The organism is Fibrobacter sp. UWB4, assembly GCF_002210345.1.
GTDB lineage: Bacteria > Fibrobacterota > Fibrobacteria > Fibrobacterales > Fibrobacteraceae > Fibrobacter.
This window is the reverse complement of record NZ_MWQI01000001.1, coordinates 443915-463081: the sequence shown is the minus strand read 5'-3', so window position 1 is coordinate 463081 and position 19167 is coordinate 443915. Positions and strand designations below refer to the sequence as shown.

At 45.6% G+C, this 19167-nt stretch carries 16 protein-coding genes; 13 read left to right on the top strand and 3 right to left on the bottom strand.

The features are described from left to right. Nucleotides 1–50: 50 nt before the first annotated feature. Entirely contained in the window at nt 51–1484 is a 1434-nt protein-coding gene (locus tag B7990_RS01905; RefSeq protein ID WP_088639360.1) for a sodium:alanine symporter family protein, read from the top strand. A gap of 70 nt (nt 1485–1554) precedes the next feature. Here B7990_RS01905 and B7990_RS01900 read toward each other — a convergent pair whose 3' ends face one another. Further along, entirely contained in the window at nt 1555–2538 is a 984-nt protein-coding gene (locus B7990_RS01900; RefSeq protein ID WP_088639359.1) for an Rpn family recombination-promoting nuclease/putative transposase, read from the bottom strand. Between the two features lie 679 nt (nt 2539–3217). On the opposite strand from B7990_RS01900, the gene B7990_RS01895 reads away from it, so the two are divergent. Further along, the gene (locus B7990_RS01895) at nt 3218–5614 is read left to right on the top strand and encodes a P-loop NTPase fold protein (protein WP_088639358.1); all 2397 of its coding nucleotides are present in this window, start codon (nt 3218–3220) and stop codon (nt 5612–5614) included. Between the two features lie 50 nt (nt 5615–5664). Here the strand turns inward: B7990_RS01895 and B7990_RS01890 are convergent, their stop codons facing one another. After that, a complete protein-coding gene (locus B7990_RS01890) occupies nt 5665–7407 on the bottom strand; it encodes a hypothetical protein (protein ID WP_088639357.1) in 1743 nt (580 codons plus the stop codon). A gap of 661 nt (nt 7408–8068) precedes the next feature. Here B7990_RS01890 and ffh point away from each other — a divergent pair. After that, the gene (gene ffh, locus B7990_RS01885; RefSeq protein WP_014547033.1) at nt 8069–9433 is read left to right on the top strand and encodes a signal recognition particle protein; all 1365 of its coding nucleotides are present in this window, start codon (nt 8069–8071) and stop codon (nt 9431–9433) included. Between the two features lie 14 nt (nt 9434–9447). Here the strand turns inward: ffh and B7990_RS01880 are convergent, their stop codons facing one another. Next, the gene (locus B7990_RS01880; protein WP_088639356.1) at nt 9448–10821 is read right to left on the bottom strand and encodes a GGDEF domain-containing protein; all 1374 of its coding nucleotides are present in this window, start codon (nt 10819–10821) and stop codon (nt 9448–9450) included. A gap of 322 nt (nt 10822–11143) precedes the next feature. Here B7990_RS01880 and rpsP point away from each other — a divergent pair, with 322 nt between their 5' ends. From rpsP to B7990_RS01830, 10 genes are all read left to right on the top strand, one after another. Further along, entirely contained in the window at nt 11144–11557 is a 414-nt protein-coding gene (rpsP, locus tag B7990_RS15170) for a 30S ribosomal protein S16 (RefSeq protein WP_073424630.1), read from the top strand. Between the two features lie 195 nt (nt 11558–11752). Beyond that, nucleotides 11753–12307, top strand: coding sequence for a ribosome maturation factor RimM (gene rimM / locus B7990_RS01870; protein WP_088639355.1), 555 nt, complete (start codon nt 11753–11755; stop codon nt 12305–12307). Then, a complete protein-coding gene (gene trmD, locus B7990_RS01865; RefSeq protein WP_014547027.1) occupies nt 12304–13008 on the top strand; it encodes a tRNA (guanosine(37)-N1)-methyltransferase TrmD in 705 nt (234 codons plus the stop codon). The genes rimM and trmD overlap by 4 nt, the downstream gene beginning before the upstream one ends. A 16-nt stretch (nt 13009–13024) precedes the next feature. Next, on the top strand, nt 13025–13372 hold the full coding sequence (gene rplS, locus B7990_RS01860; RefSeq protein ID WP_073424632.1) for a 50S ribosomal protein L19: 348 nt from the start codon (nt 13025–13027) through the stop codon (nt 13370–13372). Between the two features lie 31 nt (nt 13373–13403). Further along, entirely contained in the window at nt 13404–14312 is a 909-nt protein-coding gene (locus B7990_RS01855; RefSeq protein WP_088639354.1) for a Crp/Fnr family transcriptional regulator, read from the top strand. Next, a complete protein-coding gene (locus B7990_RS01850; RefSeq protein ID WP_088639353.1) occupies nt 14309–15208 on the top strand; it encodes a Crp/Fnr family transcriptional regulator in 900 nt (299 codons plus the stop codon). Before B7990_RS01855 ends, B7990_RS01850 begins: the two co-directional genes overlap by 4 nt. Nucleotides 15209–15394: 186 nt before the next feature. Further along, a complete protein-coding gene (gene yajC, locus B7990_RS01845) occupies nt 15395–15757 on the top strand; it encodes a preprotein translocase subunit YajC (RefSeq protein ID WP_088639352.1) in 363 nt (120 codons plus the stop codon). 2 nt (nt 15758–15759) lie between these two features. Then, the gene (gene def, locus B7990_RS01840) at nt 15760–16299 is read left to right on the top strand and encodes a peptide deformylase (protein WP_014547023.1); all 540 of its coding nucleotides are present in this window, start codon (nt 15760–15762) and stop codon (nt 16297–16299) included. Nucleotides 16300–16337: 38 nt separating this feature from the next. Further along, nucleotides 16338–17552, top strand: coding sequence for a SpoIID/LytB domain-containing protein (locus B7990_RS01835; protein WP_254917280.1), 1215 nt, complete (start codon nt 16338–16340; stop codon nt 17550–17552). Next, nucleotides 17549–19018: a radical SAM protein gene (locus B7990_RS01830; RefSeq protein WP_088639350.1), complete on the top strand. Its 1470-nt coding sequence runs from the start codon at nt 17549–17551 to the stop codon at nt 19016–19018. Before B7990_RS01835 ends, B7990_RS01830 begins: the two co-directional genes overlap by 4 nt. The last annotated feature ends 149 nt before the right edge of the window (nt 19019–19167 follow it).

Sequence of the window (19167 nt, the reverse complement as noted above, 5' to 3'; positions counted from 1 at the left end):
GGCAGGCAAATTTAAAAATTTTTCTACTATTTATCCAATAGGAGATTTCTATGTCAAACCCCTTACATCCCATTGTTTCGGCGCTTAACACCGCCCTTTACGATTTCTACATAGTCCCGCTATTTTTGATTGTAGCCGGGGTATTTCTTTCCGTTCGCTTGGGATTTCCGCAAGTCCGCTACCTGATTGAAACATTCCGCGTTACTCGCGAAAAGCCATTGCACAAGCACGGAATTTCGTCATTTGCGGCATTGATGGTTTCGACAGCCTCCCGCGTCGGCACCGGAAACATCGTCGGCGTATCTTCGGCCGTTTGCCTCGGCGGCCCGGGCGCCATTTTCTGGATGTGGGTCATTGCCATCCTCGGCGCTGCCTCCGCATTCGTAGAATCTACCCTCGCCCAGATTTACAAGCGCCACGACGATGTCACGGGACACTCCTACGGCGGACCGTCCTATTACATTCAGACTGCACTCGGCAAGCGCTGGCTCGGCGTTCTCTTCTCGGGCTTTGTGCTCCTCACCTATATCGTGGGCTACAACCTGCTCGCCTCATACAACATTCAAGACTCCCTCACCGGATACAAATTCTACGATCAGGCATCCACACCGTTCATCGTCGGATTCATTTTAGCCGCCCTCTTCGCTCTTTGCATTTGGGAAGGCGCTAAGAAAATTTCCACCATCACAAGTTACCTCGTCCCCTTCATGGGAACTATCTACGTCATCGTCGCCTTCGGCATTATCATATACAACATCTCAAATGTTCCCGCCATGTTCGGCACGATTTTCAAGAACGCATTCTCGTTTGACGCAGGATTCGGCGGCTTCGCCGGAAGCTGCATCATGTACGGCATCAAGCGCGGCCTCTACTCCAACGAAGCAGGTATGGGTTCCGCCCCGAACGCGAGCGCAAGCGCAAGCGTCTCGCACCCCGTCAAGCAAGGCCTCGTGCAATCGCTTTCCGTATTCATCGACACACTTCTCATCTGCTCCGCCACAGCCCTCATGTGCCTCTCGACCAACATCGAACCCAGCAAGGACATTTCGGGAATCATTTACGTACAAAAGTCTCTCGCCTCCGTCCTCGGCAGCAACGGCGCCATCTTCATCACATTCTCCATGTGCCTCTTTGGCTACACCACACTCATCGGGAACTACTACTACACCGAAGGCTGCCTCCGCTTCATCTTGAACAGACGCCCCACCAAGAAAATCCGCAACGTATTCAAGACCATCGCGACCGCCATCGTCTTCTTAGGCGCCACCTCCAGCGCATCGTTCGCCTGGGACAGCGCAGACCTTTGCCAAGGCCTCATGGTCCTCGTGAACATCCCCGTCATCTTGATACTCTCGCCAATTGCCATCAAGGCACTCAAGAACTACACCGACCAAAAGAAGAAAGGCCTCGAACCCGTCTACATCGCAAAAGAATGCGGCGTCGAGCAACCCACCGATTACTGGAACGAAGGTCAGAAGCTGTAAAATTACGGTACAAGAAAAGCAGGTCGTTCACGCGGCCTGCTTTTTTGCATTCTTAAAAACTGAATTTTAGCTATAAACTGCGAATTTCCTCTTCAGAAAAACCAGTCGATTTAGCGATTATAGAAACATCGACATTCTGTTCCTTGAGACTTTTCGCCATTTGGCGTTTTTCCTGATCCGCTTTCGTCCGCTCGGTAGAAGCCCCTTCCGCAAAGCCTTCCGCCCTACCTTCGGCGAAACCAGCGACACGGCCTTCTTCCTTGCCTTCGGCAAAAGCGTTTTCGCGTTCAGCCATCACATCCGTCATTTTCTTTACCTCGCAGTTGAAAAGCTCTTCTGCAAAATTAATCAATTTCACCGATTCAAGCAACCGCCTAAACGTTTCATTCTGCATAATTTTTTCAGGAGCAGGTTCTTCCTTGATAACAACCCTGATAGCACGGAGCCACTGAGCAGCATCAGACTCATCATCCTTAGTAAAACCCAACTTTTCAAGCTTGAAGAACTTTTCAATTTCCACGAAAACCTTCTGAATCTTTGGGAAGAACTTCTTGCCATGACACATTTCATCGACATGATGGATGTATTCATGTTCTTCTTCTGGGAAAAGTTCAAAATCCAGAAGTCCAAGAAAATAGATATGTGGCAATTCAAATTTTTCGCTCTTATGAACCTGATTTTCAATAACACGAGATACATAGTATTCTACGCGATCCTTGAAAAACTTGTCCTTTTGCTGTTGAATTTCAACAAGAACCTTTTCGCCAGCATTGGTCGTGCCAATGATATCGACAATACAATTTTTCTTATTGAAAATACCCGGGAATTCCTGCATTTCCAGCGAAATTTCCCCGATGGCATCACCACCATGCAAGTCAAGCATCGCATTCAACAGCGAAATGAGAAGCGAATGTGACTTTTCCTCCGTGAATACAATCTTGAAAACGCCATCACTCAAAAGATAAGCGTATTTGTACATTTTTTGATACTTGGCAAGGTTCTTCGGATCCTTTTCCATATCCTTAAGCATTTTATAGTGCTGAGAACAATCCATATTTTCGATTCATCCCGCCAAACGGGATGTCCTTTTTGAATGGTTAAACAGTTGTGATCTGCAAACGAGAACCTCAATAACGACAGTAGAACACAGCGATCGCCACAAGACAATCGTTCACAAACCTTTAACGACAAGGCTTTACGTCTACCATATTTTTCTTATGACAGACGGTGCTCTACGTTGATCGCCAGGGGGCCAGTTTCCCCATAGGGTGTATGCTGCCTCAAATTTTTTCGCCTGCCAAGCAAAACAAAGGGAGGTCGGCGTCAAGCAGATAGTGAAACAACCTGCCCGAATCGAATACGCTGTCAGCAGGACGAAGTGCTATCTATACCATGAATATACTATTTCGAAAATGAGCGCGCAAGGGGCCGCGCATTCCATAGAAAAAGCTGGTCGTTCGCGCGGCCTGCTATATTCATAATTTTCTTTTGGGCGTTCCCCGCATACATGCGGGTCAGACTATATTTTAGGGGTTGCCACCTTCGCTACGCTCGTTACCAACCTCCTAAAACGAAGCCTTGCTTCTATGAACTTCAAAAAAGAACAGTCCGCAAGTCTTTGCCCCAAGGGGTCACTATCCCTAACGCGACATTTAAATAATGTATATATTTAAAAATGACATATAAACAACCCCTTATTGGCAAACAATAACAATCCTCTAAAATGAATTACTATGAAGAAATCAAAACTTTTAAGAAAGATTGCATGCACAATATTTCTCACAACAGCATTATCTTTTATCATATTTTTTTCTCTAAATATTAACTTTGTTCAATATCTAGGAATTTCCATTCCATTAATTTTATTTCTATTGACAAAATATTTCTATAAAGGAAATATTTACTGGGGAGGCTTTGTTAGTTTAATAGCTTTAACAAATCTAGGAGTATTTCTGTTTGAAAAATTCCTAAAAGGTTTTTGGATTTGCTTTGATTTTATTGATTTTATTTTCATTATATACACCTCACTCAACTTCATAATGTTGTGTTTATTTATTTCATCACATTTTTTCAAACATGCCAAATTTACAATCCCTAAAGAAAAACTTTTTTCTGAACGAAAATACGAATTAGAACGAATCAAAATAATGCTCATAAATCACAATATTATTGGAATAAATGCACAATGGGGAGATGGAAAAACTTTCTTATTTAAACGATTGGAAAAAGATCTTAAAGACAAATACATATTTCTCACAATCAAAGTCCTTTCAGTAACAATAGATTCCGTTGAAAAATTCATTTTAAACGAAATCAATTATCAATTAGAAAACGAATCTATTTTTTCAATCACATCTTCTAAAATAAAATGGCTATTATCTCAGCCCGCATTATATAATGTTGGCGATGTATTTTTATCAGCAAGTTCATATACAAGGTCATTTGAATATATAAAAAAAGATATTCAAAAAATCGGAAAACCGATTGTAATATCTTTTGAAGATATTGATAGAATAGAAAGCAAAGAAATCCTATTCAAAATTTTTTCCATTGTAGATATGCTTTCTTGCGACTATGTAAAATTTGTATATCAATATGAAGAAAATCAATTGCTTAGAATTCTTGGAACAAACAAACTTTATCTAGAAAAATACATTCCCTATACAACATCTTTAGCCCCCATTTCCTTTGAAAAAAACATTCAATTCTTTTGTAAAAATGAAAAATACTCAAATTTAGAAAAAGACATTTTCAATTTTTTTTCTTACACAATAATTATTCCTGACATAATTTCAAAACGAATACAAATTGAAACTCTCGACAAGCTTGAAATCCCCGCTTTTTCCATTAGAAAAATGCAAATTTTCTTAGAAGAAGTCAATTCATCTATTAAGAAAGACTCTTTTAAGTCCTTAAAAAAATCCAAACAGTCTATAATAATATTCTATTACATTAAACATTTCTGTTACTCCATATATCAAAAGATTGATCTATCAAGCAACTTTTTGGAAGCTGAAATTTTCGAGTACGACAATAAAATGTATTCATTAAAATCATTTTTAAACATTGAACAGAAATCAGAAATTCTTTGGAATAATTCAAACAACAAACTAGCATTAAAAATTCTTATTTTGCTAGGTTATAATTTTAAATCACTTGTAGATTCTTTGGAAATTAAGGAAAATACGAATCGTAAAAAAAACATTGACGATTTTTTCAAAAATGTTGATGAAAGAGAAAACAACGACAAGATCAATCGAATGATTAAAAATTTATATGCAGCCGGCAAATCAGAATATACAAATTACGAAAAATTTGTAATAGAAATGGACAAAAGTGTTTTAGGAGTTTCACCACAATCGCAAAAATCTAAATTTAAAAAACTTTACAAAAAAATGTATTACGGGAAAGACATGGAAAGAGATAATCGTACCATTTATCGATTTCTAATTCCTGAATTATTTGACACATTCCAAGCTTTTGAAATATACGAGAGCAATCCAGTAAATTGGATAAAACTTATTGATTTTTATTTCCAGCAAGAAGAAATTGCTGAAATTTCTCCTGATTTTATAAGGATTCTCAACTACTGTAACATATCAAATAAAAGCGTATATTTGCATATATTAAATAAATTCAATAATTTAAAAATCATAAGGCATTTAAAAGATGACAAAAATTATTTAAAATTTTTAGACAAATATCTTTCAGCAATTTCAGCTTTACAATATGTTGATACCCGTGAGGTTTCATGGCTACAAGCTGATTATAATGATTGGAACGTTGTAAAAAAGTATGTTTTTGATGAATTAAAAAAGAAACTAACTGATTTTGCAAACAAAACCCCTATAGAGGGGACTAAAAATGAAGTCATTTTGATGATTGCCTTTATTGACAAAAATATTCAGATTATTGAAAGCACAAAAAAAGCAGAGAACAAAACATACGATACACAATCATCGCATGATAAACAGCCTCATTACCATAAACAAATTAAATATTTCGAAGAAGAAAAATTGTCTTCTGATGAAATAAAAAAAGAACTTAATGAAGGATATGAAAGAGGTTTGTATAAGCCCTACGAGGTTAACGAAATATGGGACTACTTCCAAAAAAAACAAAATAAATAAAGATTAAGGGAAACAGAACTCCCGACAAACGGGAGCAGCCCCCCAAAAAATTAATAAAATAAATGTCCGCCTCTTATAGCATCAACATCTTCTTTGTCTAAGCAAAGCAAGCTATTTGGGGCTTTTTTCTTAAATTTTCCATTTTTATCAAAACAAGTACATTTATCATCATATTTTTTTCCTTGTTCATCACAAACATAATATAACGTATTATTACCATCGTTTCTTAATGTGGCTGATTTATCTTCAACAGGCTCCTCCGTATTAGCATCTTTTTTCACCATACTTACGAAAGATATGCTGCAATCTTCAAAAAAAGAATATGTGTATTGTAGTATATAACCATCTTTTGTTTTTTGAGAAGACTTTATTACATGTTCTATATTTTCATTTTGATCATCATTTACATAGGTCTTTCTGTTTTTTGATTTTTTTGAAAAAACATTTTGAACATGCATTTTTTTCTCAAAGGAAGAAATCTTTTTTTCAAAAGGACATTTGTGATTTAATGATTTTGGAATAGATGTATCATTTTTGACATGTTCGTATGGATTTTTATTTGTTATTTCAACACATTTCATTCCATAGCAATAAGAGGCGCCCCAAAAACCTTCTTGAGCCGAAATATCTACGCCATTTGATTTTAAAATTCTTTTTTTCCCGTTTTCCCATACAAAAGTATTAACAAATTGAGGACTACAGCGATTATCAGAAATGTCGTTATAGATTACTTCGGCAAATTCACCATTTCCCAAATTTTTTACCAATCTTGTTAAATAGCGTTGACTACTCCCTTTGGCTCTGTATGTGTAAACAGAATCACTATTGTAAAACAAGGAATCTGGCAAGCCAGAATATTTTACTAATCCAGTTATGTAATCTTGATCACAAAATTCTCTAATCTGCGAATTATAAAACTTAATTCTTCTTGCACGAGTTTTAGCTCCATCAACAATTTCACCATTTGAATTTAAATTAAAGCAGCCTACGGAATCGCATAAATAGCTGTCCCGTCCACGATTTTCATAGATTCGAATGTAATGTTTTTTCCCATCAGAAGTAATTTCGTAAACACTAATCATGCGAACATTGCAATCATCCATTTCTATCGAAGCATATTTATTTTCAGAAATCTGTTTCTTTAAACCACGAATATAGCGAATCGAATCCTTTTCTAAATATGAATTAAAGTCTCTTTTTTTTAATATTTCAAACAGTCCTTTTTCAAAGCCAAAGGACACAGCAATAGTGTCGAGTATTGAACCACGACAGACAGATAGGATTTTGTTATCAACACTATCCTTTGCATAACGCGTGCCTTTATCTATATTCGCAGATAACGACCAAGGTTCTTTGTTAGAATTTCTAGTCCAAACATCGCCCTTATTCGGCCAATCATCTCTCAAGAATCCACTATCATTAAATTTGTAAAATGTTGTTTTTGCAAACCTTGGCATATTTTGCGAGTAACCACCATATTCAATCAAAATAACTAATTCTTTGTATCTTAAGTAATTTCCTGAAAAATTATAAATCCAAGTGTATCTACATTTATCGTTTCCGTTCGAAAATGTCACAACAACAGAATCGATGGCACCTCGAGAATTAAAAAGAGTGTCTATTTTGAACGAATGATCATCTATTGACCCATAGTACTTTGGTTCAAATGGATTTGTTTGGTCTTTTTCAAAAGCTCTTTTATGTATCTTAATAAGATCAAAATTGTATCCTGTAGCAAATAAATTTGTTGCAGCTATATATAAAATTAGAATAAAGAAGATATTTTTTTTCATATAAAGCGACTCCTTTATGTGTCCCCTTTTTATTCAACAAAGTCGCCTTTTGGGATACAAAAAAGGCGCAGATCGTTGCATTTATCCAAACGGGGCTCTGCAAAGCCTAAGAACGATAAACGCAAACGACCCACGCCCCGAAAGGGCTGTTGCCCTTGGCCATACGACCAAAGACCGACTTAAAAGTCGGTACAGCAAACTGAAACATACCGCTAAAACGGCATGCCTGCGTGAGCGTTCGCCTTGTCCTCGTTCTATTGAAATTTGCAGATTTCGTTTGGAGAACAAGAGCAAAAACTCTATTTCAAGAAAAAAGATAACTTAAAAAAAAGCGAAACGCACAAAAAGTTTACAAAAGAGTGAATTTTTCTTCAAAAATGAGAAATTTTTAAAGGATTTTTAGGGTGGGTGGGCGGGGTAAGCCAGGCGTTGCGGGCTGGCGTCTGAAGCCCGCTAGAGTGGGTAGCGGAAGCCCCCGGCTGAAGCGAGGGAGAGGCTTCTCCCTTTTCCAATAAAAAATCACTGGATCCTTCACGCTTCGCGTTCAGGATGACGTCTTCAAGGATGACCGCTCCAGAATGACTCAGTTACAAGCTTTTTCACTCACATTTTCTTCCTACCGCCTACTTCCTACTTCCGACTTTACTATCTTTGACCCACTATGTTTTCACAGCTGACTGATTCTCTAGAAAATACTCTCAAGAACCTGCGTGGGCAGGGCAAACTTACCGAAGAAAATGTGGCGGAATCGCTGCGTGAGGTGCGTCGTGCATTCCTCGCTGCCGACGTGAACTTCAACGTGACTCGCGACTTCGTCAAGTCCGTCAAGGAAAAGTCCATGGGCGCCGAGGTGCTCAATTCCGTGACCCCGGGTCAGCAGATTGTGAAGATTATCCATGACGAGCTTGTGGCCGTCATGGGTGGCGAAACTAAGGAAATCAACCTCTCCGCACCATCTCCGGTGGGCATCATGATGGTGGGTCTGCAGGGTTCAGGTAAGACGACTTTCGCAGGCAAGATCGCTCTCTGGATGCGCAGCAAGAAGAAGCGTAAACCGCTTCTCGTCGCCGCTGACGTTTACCGCCCGGCCGCTATCAAGCAGTTGCAGGTGCTCGGCAAGTCCATCGGCGTTCCGGTTTATGACGAAGGCCAGGGCAATCCGGTCGAAATCATCAAGCATGGTTACCAGTACGCCAAGGACAACGGTTTTGACCTCGTGATTTACGATACGGCAGGACGTTTGCAGATTGACGAAGAGTTGATGCAGGAACTCGAAAAGGCTCGCGATGCCGTGCATCCGGACGAAATTTTGTTCGTCGCCGATGCCATGATCGGTCAGGAAGCGGTGAATGTCGCCGAAACGTTCTGGAACCGTCTGAACTTCACGGGCGTCTGCCTCTCGAAGATGGATGGCGATACCCGTGGCGGTGCTGCCCTCAGCATCAAGAAGATGACGGGTGTGCCTATATGCTTTATCGGTGTTGGCGAAAAGCTGAACGAAATAGACCTTTTCCACCCGGACCGCATGGCAAGCCGAATCCTCGGCATGGGCGACGTGGTGAGCCTCGTGGAAAAAGCACAGCAGGTCATCGACGAAAAGGACGCGAAGGACCTCAAGAAAAAGATTCTCAATAACACGTTCGACTTGAACGATTTCTTGAAGCAACTCCGCACGATCAAGAAGCTCGGCCGCATCAAGGACATTTTGAGCCTCATCCCGGGTCTCAACAAACTCCCGCTTGACCAGATTGACGAAAAGCAGTTGGTCTATGTGGAAGCGGTGCTCAGCTCCATGACGCCGAAGGAACGCAAGAAGCCGCAGATTATCGACGGTAGCCGCAAGGCCCGTATCGCAAAGGGTTCCGGCACGGATGCCGCCCGCGTGAACGCAGTCCTCAAGCAGTACGAAAGCATGAAGGAAATGTTCAAGAAGGTCGGCGATTTCGCCAAGCGCCAAAACAACGGCGGTACGATCGGTTCGAACTACACCCCGCCTAAAGACAAGAACAAGAAAAAGAAGAGATAATCGAACGCTCGGCGCTAGATATTCATTCTCGCGCCGATAGTTCTGATAATCGTATTGATGATTTCATCGCGCCCGCCTTTGAGGGACATCTTGTTCCTGTACATCATGGCGTCGGCGCGTTCAAATATGGCAGCAGTGTTCTTGTCGTGAGCCTTATCGTAAACGGCAATGCCGCAAGCAACAACAACCTTGTCATCTTCGGCATTGCGCTTTACGGTTTCATAAAATTTCTGTGATAGCTCTTCCCGGTTACTGAAATCGGAACCTCGCAGAACAACCACAAATTCATCACCGCCCACTCGGAATACGGGGCTATGCTTGAAGGTTTCGCAAATAAGCTTTGCGGCCTCCCTGATATACATATCACCCGTCTTGTGGCCATGCGTGTCGTTTACAGTCTTGAGACCGTTTACATCACAGAGGGCAATAGCAAATTCGATATCCTTACCGCACTTGATTTGCTGATCCAATTCCTTTTCGAATTCACCATAAGCGTTCTTGTTCCTGATTCCAGTCAAGTCATCGCGAAGTGCCTTTTCGTAATTGGCGCTCGCCTCTTCCCTGATTCTCTGTTCGCGGCGCACCTGGGCATCGACATTGCTCACGCTGATAACAACATGATTCTTGTCTGCATAGACCGCCACCAAATTCACGTACATCGGACCCGTCGGGCTATTCAGTCGGTACGTTAACGAGAACACACCATGCTCATCGAGTTCCCGCAAGAAAGTTTCGCGCTCCAAGGCCGCAGTAAGTAGCGGAACATCGTCTTTATAGATAACCTGCATGGCATCTTTCTTCAGCTGATTGAAGAAGTCGTCGCCTTCAGCCGTGATACTCAACTCGCAGAACAATCGTTCGCTCTTGTACTGGGCAAAATGGTCCGTCACCAAATCCACCATGTACAGAGCATCGTAGCGTTCGGCAAGAGCCATCACAATTTGTCCGTAAATTTTGCTCTTGGACGCCTTCTGCTCCAGTTCCAAGCGTTCGCGTTCCTGCACGTCGATGTTGTTCACACCGATGATCAAATACTCACGCCCCTGCGATCGTCCAAGGACAGCCTTCATCTGAAACCAGACAGGCTCCCCCTCCACCAACAGACGGTACTTAAAATCAAAAACGTTATCATTTTGGATCGCTTTCAAAAGCGTTTCGCGATTAATATGCTCCGAGAACGACTGTTTATCTTCGGGATAGACGACAGCTTCCATATTGACCTTCGTATCCGCCCAGAAATCTCGCGTATCGGTCAGCTCCAGCTTGGTATGCTTGCCACGGAATGCGAACATGGCGTACTGATTCGTCTCGTTATCGACAAAAAACACGCACTCGTAATCAAGCGAAAGTGCAGATGCAACATCTTCAAAAGTCAATTGCATATCCATAGAAAAGCCCCACAAAGCGTTATACAGCGACAATATAACTCTTTATTTTCGGAATAAACGGGAAAAAGGAAGGATTTTTGCTATGGGGTAAGATGTTTAAAACATATCACACGCAACCCTTCAAAGATTACAAAATTTGGCGTTTTTGAATGAATTTCGGCAATTTTATAGATTTTCGCACTGCTCAATAAATTAATTTATAAGAAAATGACGGATTTTTTTTCATTGCCGTCCTTTACACACAAAAGCAAGTTTGCTATATTTGGCATCAAAAGAACTAAAACCCCGAAATTTCGGGAAAAACCCCATAAAGAGGTATAAAATGGCAACTGTTATCCGTCTCGCCCGCTTCGGCAAGCGTCACAACCCGATCTACCGCATCGTCGTCATCGACAACCGTAAGGCTCGCGACGATAGCTTTATCGAACAGGTCGGTTTCTTCAACCCGAACCTCAAGCAGCCGGAAATCCGCTTCGAACAGGAAAAGGTCCTCAAGTGGCTCTCCGTCGGTGCACAGCCGTCTGACACGGTCAAGTCTCTCCTCAAGAAGACTGGCATTTCTGACTTGTTCCACGACCTCAAGGCCAACCGCTCCATCGAAGGCAAGGCTCCGGTCGCTCGCGAAATCAAGTCCAAGCAGCGCAAGTTGAGCCCGAAGGCTCAGGCTCGCCTCGAAGCCGAAAAGGCTGCCAAGGCTGCTGCTGAAGCTCCGGCCGCTGAAGAAGCACAGGCTTAATTACGCCTTTAATAAAGAGTCTCGTGCCGCACGCACGGGACTTTTTTTTCTTGCTAGTCAGCAGTCAACAGTCATTAGCTTTTAGTTATAAAACGCACCGCAGGTGTCAAACTTCAACTAATGACCAATGACTAACAACTAATAACCAAGCACAAACAATACCTCTCGTCTTTCGTCTCTCCTCTCTCGTCTAATATGGACTCTCAAGAATTCATCACCGTCTGCCAGCTCATGCGTGCGCATGGCGTCAAAGGCTACATCAAAGCGATGCCCCTGACCCACGACCTGACTCGCTGCAAGAGCCTTAAAGACGTGCGCGTTCAAAAGAGGAATGGCGAAATTTTGGAACTCACCCTCGAAGATGCCAAGCAGGCAAACAACCTCTGGCTCTTGAAATTCAAGGGTTTCGACACTCCAGAAGCACTCTCCCCGCTCGTCAATGGCGACGTCATGATTCCCGAATCCGAACGTCTCCCGCTCCCCGAAGGCGAATACTATCTTGACGACCTGGAAGGTTTCCGCGTCCACACCGAAGACGGTCGCGACGTCGGTGAAGTCATCGAAGTGCAAGAACTGATGACGGTCGATGCGTTCCTCATCAAGTTCGACCTTGCCGTGCAATCCGAATTCAGCAGCAAGTCCATCCTCGCCCCTTGGATTGACGATTGCGTCAAGGAAATCAACGACGAAGAAAAGTTCATTGTTTGTGATAGCGACTATTTAAAATCCGTTTGCCCGGAGGAACGATGAAGATTGACTGCATCACCATCTTCCCCGAAATGTTCGCGCCGATGAAAAGTTCAATCATGGGCCGCGCACAGGCAAAAGGCTTGTTTGAGTTCAATACAGTCTATCTGCGAGACTTCGCCATCAACGCCTACGGGCAGGTGGACGATGTTCCGTACGGTGGCGAACCGGGCATGGTACTCCGTCCCGAACCGCTTGCGAAGGCCATTCGCAGCACGGGAGTCAAGGAAGATGGCGGAAAAGTCATCTACCTCACGGCAGATGGCGTCCCCTTCACACACAAGATTGCCAAAGAACTCTCTCAAGAAAACCACCTTGTTCTTGTCTGCGGACACTACAAGGGAATCGATGACCGCATCCGCCAGACCGAGGTCGATATGGAAATTTCCATCGGGGACTTCGTCGTGAGCGGAGGCGAACTTCCGGCGATGCTCGTCACGGACGCCGTAGTGCGACTGCTGGACGGAGCTCTGGGCCACAAGGAATCCGGTGAAACGGACTCTTTTGCGCAAGGTGTTTTGGGCTGGCCCGTCTACACCCGCCCCGAAGAATTCGAAGGAAAAAAGGTGCCTGAGGTGCTACTTTCCGGTCATCACAAGAACATTTCAGAGTGGAGACGTCAAGAATCGTTAAAAAGAACGCAAGAAAGACGCCCCGACATCTTTAAAAATCTTGAAATAAATACTACATTTGGCGACAAATAATAACGAGGTACACATTATGTCCCTGAACATTGAAGCAATCCAAAACGAAAATTTGAAGACCGACCTTCCGGAATTCCGTGCTGGCGATACCGTTACCGTTAACGTCAAGGTTATCGAAGGTACCAAGGAACGTATCCAGCCGTTCAAGGGCGTCGTTATTCAGCAGAAGAACTCTGGCATCGGCAAGTCCATCACGGTCCGCAAGATGTCCGGTGCAGTCGCTGTCGAACGTATCTTCCCGGTCAACTCCCCGCGCATCGACTCCATCGTTGTCGAACGCTCCGGTAAGGTTCACCAGGCTCGCATTTACTACATGCGCGACCTCCGCGGTAAGGCTGCACGTATCGAAGAACGCCAGGCTTAATTAGCCGGACTTCGAAGGCGGTTATTTCCCGATGATTACGGGGAATTCGCAACCAAGACTTATCCCGCCCACGCAACTCCGCGTGAAGGCGGGTTTTGTTGTATCCTCACCTCAGGACGAAGACAAGAAAATCATCCTTTTGAACGAAGGTGAGCTTGTCGCACTCGACCCTAAAGCGAACAACAAGGTCGTTTTCAAGATCCATCCCGGAAATCTCGTGGGCGTAGGCGCCCTGCTTGAACGCGAACCCGTACGCTATATTTTCCAGGCGACCACCGATTCCACCATCACCATCATCAATGACGAGTGCATGGAATCCGAGCTAAAATCGCTCCCCGTCTGGCTTTTGGCTGCCATCAAGGCGATTTCGGCCAAAACACGCCGCATCAACGAGTCCATCCGCGCCGCAAAGACGGAAAATCCGCTCGAAAGCCTCGCCTCTTTCTGCAAATTCTACAGCAAAGACGAAATTTTGCAAAAGCAGTTGCTGTTGCAAGAATTCTCGTGGCTCACCAAGACGCCGTTCCCCGCTGCAAACGAAGCGCTAAAGACGCTTATCCGTCGCAAGATGCTCATCCCGCAAGCTAATGGCTTGACGCTTACCGTCCCTGATCCGCGCCTTCTTGAAATTTTCGCGGACTACCTCAAGACGCAAGAACTTGAACTTCCGTGGCTCCCGTTCAAGCTCACGCTCCAGCAAAAGAGATGTCTCGTCTGGCTATCGACAATCGACCCTGACACGACCATAGACGGCTCCGCATGGATGAACTTGTTCAAGGAACACAACCTTGAAGTTAACGTTACAGACTGGCTCCAGATGCAGCAATTTGAATGGTTCAACGAAAAAGAGAACCATCTTTTCGCGCTTAATATAGATAAAGTAAATTACTATTTATTATCATTGCAGTACGAGCCAAATCTCAAGGGGACGGTCAAATGATTTTGAGAGAAGGCGAAAATCTCTGCCTGCAAGGCGACCTCACCCATTCATTTTACATCGTCAAAAGCGGTGCGCTTACAGCAACTTCCAAGGACGAGCAAAACGGTACTCAGGTCCTGAATTTCGGTCCCGGTTCCACGTTCGGCGAACTCAGCCTCATCGCGGGCGAACCCATGGAATACACGGTCCACGCCGAAGAAGACAGCGAAATTGAGGTCATTCCGCAAAGCGCCTTGCACGACGCAATGGCCAAGCAACCGATTTGGCTCAAGTCTATCCTCGCGTTCCTCACGCAGCGCAACCACATCGCGCAAGAGAATAAGCGCAAGAGCGACTTGATTACAACTTTTCCATCGCTGTTGTTCGTGCTTTCGAGAGTGCCCGCAAAAGATATTAGTTTAGTCGCACTACAAGACGAAATTGCACAATTTTCAAAGCTTTCCGCATTTGGCACATATAAACTATTAATCATTTTGCAGGACTTCAAGCTCGTCCGTTTGCAATCGGAATCCGTATCTGTCGAGAACAAGCCTCTGATCAAAATTCTCTACGAGACGCTCCGCCATCGCGCCATTTACAAGAGCACATCGCCGAACATCCTTTCGCTTACCGATCATGCGATCCTCACCGCATTCGTGAAAGCCGCCTGCGACAAAGGCGAACTCCAGTCCGACAGTCTCGTTGCAGTAAGTTCGAGCGATTTGACCGTACAGACCAAGCGCACCATGCACGGGATGAGCCTCACCCCGCGCAACCTCGAAACGCTTTTGCAAAAACAGCTTCTCAAAGAGCTCCCCAAAGAAAAATATTGCGCCAACTTCGACAGGCTCCTAAACCTGCTCGAACTCAATCGAATCTACCCGTTGCTGGATAAAAAATTAATTACTGGTCAATAGTCATCGATCATTAGTCAATAGACTGAATGTCATTCCCGACTCCGTTCGGGAATCGCCTTCTTGTAAAACGAAATAAAACAATCAATTAACGATTATTGCCAGCATTATAAGTTTTTAGTTCTAAGTTCTAAAATCCAAATTACTATCTTTGTTACGTAACACATTCACCCTTTTACAAGGTTCAATATGAAACTCTCTGCACTTCTCGTGACTCTTTCCTCCATCGCCGCTTTCGCTCAAGACGCAGCACAGCCGGAACAGCCGGGCGCCCTCGCCAGCTTCCTCCCGCTCATCCTCCTCTTTGTGGTGATGTGGCTCTTCTTCATCCGCCCGAAGCAGAAAGAAATGAAGCAGATGGACGAAATGCGCAAGCAGCTCAAGAAGGGCGACAAGGTCATGACCGCCGCAGGCATCATCGGCACCATCGCTAGCATGGAAGAAAACATCATCACGCTCCGCACTGGCACCTCCACTATCGAATTCGAAAAGGCTGCCATTCTCCGCGTCATCAATAACGACACTTCCGCTAAGGTCGAAGAAAAGAAGTAATCATGGCCATTCTCCCCATCAGAATTTACGGTGACCCGGTGCTTCGCAAAAAGTGCGAACCCATCACCGAAATCACGCCGGAACTCCGCCAGCTCGCAAAAGACATGCTCGAAACCATGTACGATGCTCCGGGCTGCGGCCTTGCCGCTCCGCAGATTGGCAAGAACATCCGTCTCGTGGTCATCGACACCGCCATTCCAGACGAAGAGGAACCGCGTCCGTACATCATGTTCAACCCCGAATGGGAAGCTGAACCGGATGCCAAGAACGTCGACTATGACGAAGGCTGCCTCTCCCTCCCGGAAATTTTCTGCAACGTTGTCCGTCCGGACCGCGTGACAGTTCGTTTCTTTGACATCAATGGTGAAGCCCAGGAAATTCATAACTGCGAAGGTCTGTTCGCCCGCTGCATCCAGCACGAATGCGACCACCTCAACGGCGACCTCTTTGTCGATAAGATCTCGACGTCGGACCGCACGATGAATCAGTCCAAGCTCCGCAAGATGGCAAAAGAAACCCAGGCGAAGCTCAAAAAGAAATAAGGTCCATGGGCCTGCTCCGGATATTTTCAGCAGTTGCTTTGACGACACTCTCCTTGGCGACCTCACCTCTTGCGGCCGGCGATTCTGAGTATAGCCCGATCGAAGCAAACAGCGTATCCGAGCAGACCATCGTTCCTCAAAAAATCAAGAAAGAACTCAACCGCCCTATCCAGGTGGGTGTCTTTGTCGGTGTGCCAAATATCTTCGTCCGTCAAAAGAACGAAGAACTGCACATCACGGCCTCTAAAGGCAAACTCAAAATCAAGACAAAATCAAAGCGCCAGCAGACCGCTGACCGACGCGTTTTCAAGGCCGCAGGTTCTTCTGCTAGCGACTGCATCGCCATTGCAACAGACAAGGCAGGCCTCAATAAAGCCTGCTACAACGGCGAATTTATCGTCACCGCCAATGGCAACAAGCTAAACGCTATCAACGTCATCGACATTGAAGATTACCTGCGTGGCGTCGTTCCTTACGAAATCGGCAAGCTTGACGAATCCAAGTTCGAAGCGCTCAAGGCCCAAGCGGTTGCGGCCCGCACCTACGCGTACAAACACTTCGGGAGCCGCGTTGCACAAGGCTTTGACGTTTACGCCGACACGCGCGACCAAGTCTATAAAGGCCTCCACAGCGCCACCGAGCTTACAGACAAAGCCGTCCGCGAAACCGAAGGCGTCGTGATGACGTACAACGGAGAATTCATCACCGCCTATTACCATTCCACTTGCGGTGGCGAAACCGAAGGCGTTGCCACCTGGGGACGCCCAGACCATCCCTATCTCAAAAACAAGCCCGACCTCCGCCCCGACGGAACGCCGTGGTGCCGCGAATCCAACTACACCGAATGGACTCGTGAATTTACCGAAGACGAACTTCGCGATTTATTCCAGATAAACGCAAAAGAAGCGAAAGCAAACGTCCCGAGTTTTTCGAGCATCAAGTCGATGCACATTCAAGACACGCTCAAGAGCGGTCGCATCCACACGCTCGTCATCGAAACGAACAACGGTTCGTTCACTGCTAAAGCAGACAAAATCCGCTGGCTGTTCAAGCGCGGTGGCACCATCCTCCCCTCCAGCTTTTTCCGCATCCACAAGAACGGTAATGACTGGATTCTCAAAGGCAAGGGATTTGGGCATGGCGTTGGGCTTTGCCAAATGGGCGCTCGTGCTCGCGCACAGGCAGGTCAAAGCTACATCCAGATCTTAACGCACTATTACCCCGGCATCACGCTGGAAAAATTCAAGAGATGATAGTCGTTTTAAGCCAGGGCTGTGCCGCAAATTTCGGTGACGGTGAAAAGATTGCGCGCATTCTCACCCAAAAATCCGAAGTCACGTTCGAGTTTCCGGAAGCGAAGGCTGCGCATTCCACAAGTGCCGAGAGTTTTTCTTCCAAGACGCCCGCGAATCTTGAAAATGCCGAGAATTCCACAAGCGCCGCGAATCCCGCGGACTTCAGCACTGAAAAGCCCGAAGCATTCTACTTGAACGTTTGCACGGTCAAAGGCAATGCAGGCGCCATGAAACTCCTGCGCAAAGCAGCGAGCACTTTCCCGGGCGTTCCCATATACATCACGGGTTGCGCCCCCAAGGACTTCCGCGAAGAAGCACTCCGTGCCGTTCCGAACGTGCAATTTACAAGCCTGAAAGAACTTGAAACCTCGGCGCAATCCCCCTCAAATCTAGCAACAGCCCACCCTGCGCAATCCCCCTCAAGCCTGATAAACGCGCGCACTCCCGACAGCAATAAAGTCTCTCGCAACGTCCTTCGCGAATCCCCGTTCGTCGGCATCGTAAACATCGAAGAAGGCTGTCTTGACGCCTGCGCCTTTTGCAGCACGCATCTCGTCAAAGGACGTCTCCACAGCTTTGCACCCCAAACCATCGTGGATCAAGTCCAGGCACTCGTCGATGACGGTTGCCTAGAAATCCAGCTTACGGGCCAGGATTGCGCCTGCTACGGTTTTGACATCGGCACGAATCTCGCCGAACTCACTCAGAGAATCCTGACGCACGTGAACGGCAATTACCGCATCCGCCTCGGCATGGGCAATCCGCGCCATGTCCTCAGCTATCAAGAAGCGCTCCTGGATTGCTTCACGGATGATCGCATTTACAAGTTCATCCACATTCCCGTCCAAAGCGGCAGTGAAAACGTGCTCAAGGCGATGAACCGCCGCCATACAGCTCGCGACTACGCGACCCTCGCCCACGCCTTTACCGAGCGATTCAGCAAGTTCACACTCAGCACCGACCTTATCGTTGGCTATCCCGGCGAAACCGCCGAAGATTTCAATGACACGTTAAAGCTTTTGAAAGAAACTCGTCCGACCGTCTGCAACATCACGCGTTTTGTCGCGCGCCCAGGCACCGTCGCCGCACATCTCGAAACAAGCAAACCAACGCATCCCGAGTCTGCAAAAAACAGCGCGCATCTCGCCACCACAACCCTTGCAATCCCCGACGATATCAAGCACAAGCGTTCCGCGATTCTCGCCGAAGCGTTCCAGCAAATAGCCCTCGAGAACAACCGCGAATGGATTGGCGACGAATGTACCGTCGTCACCGAAAAGCAAGGCTACCGCGCCGGAACCACCATCGCCCGCAACGAAGCCTACCGCCCCGTTGCCCTCCAAGGCTCATTCCCTGCCGGGCAAACGCTCCGCGTCCGCATCACCGATGCCGAACCCTTCGCACTTATAGCGAAACCTCTCTAACCCCACCAACGGAACACGCCGCAAGCACCTCCCGCGAGCAATCCCTACAACAATTCTCTCGCATTTTTTTCTAATAGCCAAAGCCCACATTCACTACTGATAAAAAAACACCCCGTGGCAATCACCACAGGGTATTTTAAACTTTCAAC